1 protein-coding gene is annotated in these 529 nt (G+C 52.6%); it reads left to right on the top strand.

Features of this window, described 5'->3' with window-relative positions; genetic code table 11:
• Window positions 1–70 precede the first annotated feature (70 nt).
• Window positions 71–331, top strand: coding sequence for a hypothetical protein (locus AC1RPU_RS07785; protein ID WP_289856409.1), 261 nt, complete (start codon window positions 71–73; stop codon window positions 329–331).
• Window positions 332–529 lie beyond the last annotated feature (198 nt).

Below are 529 nucleotides of genomic sequence, written 5' to 3' on the forward strand. Positions count from 1 at the left end.
CGTTTCAACCGAAGGCTAGAGAAATTCTGGAAGATTTTGCAATTGTCAGCCGCCGCGAGCGGGGTTACAAATGATCGACGCTCAAGACGAATACGTTCCGGAAGATGCACCCCGGGTGCCGGGTTTTGCTCATGCTGGTGCCGATTCGCGCGGCCTGTTTCTCGCCGCACTGATCCAGCTTCGACGTGACCCCCACTTCAAAGGCGACATTCTGCTGTCCGCGCTGCGTGTTGCGGTAGGCGATCCGGACTATGAATTCCAGTCTCCAGTCGAGCGCGCGGCTTGGAAAACTATGGCGTTTCCAGTACTCTACGGGTACACTAAAAACTGAAGTGCTCTAATTTTATGGGGCACTACAGGAGAAAACAATGTTTCTGAGTAACCCCTTTTGGTCTGCAAAGCCAAAGATAGTTGTTGGTAGCGGCAACATCTTTATGCAGGCAACGAACACCAATTCGCTGTATAACCTAGACGCCAACGTCATCACTGGCAGCACTGCCGCAAACCCCGGGTACACAACAGTTATGGG

The sequence above is a fragment of the Dellaglioa sp. CoH-55-MRSF-7 genome (assembly GCF_056782235.1).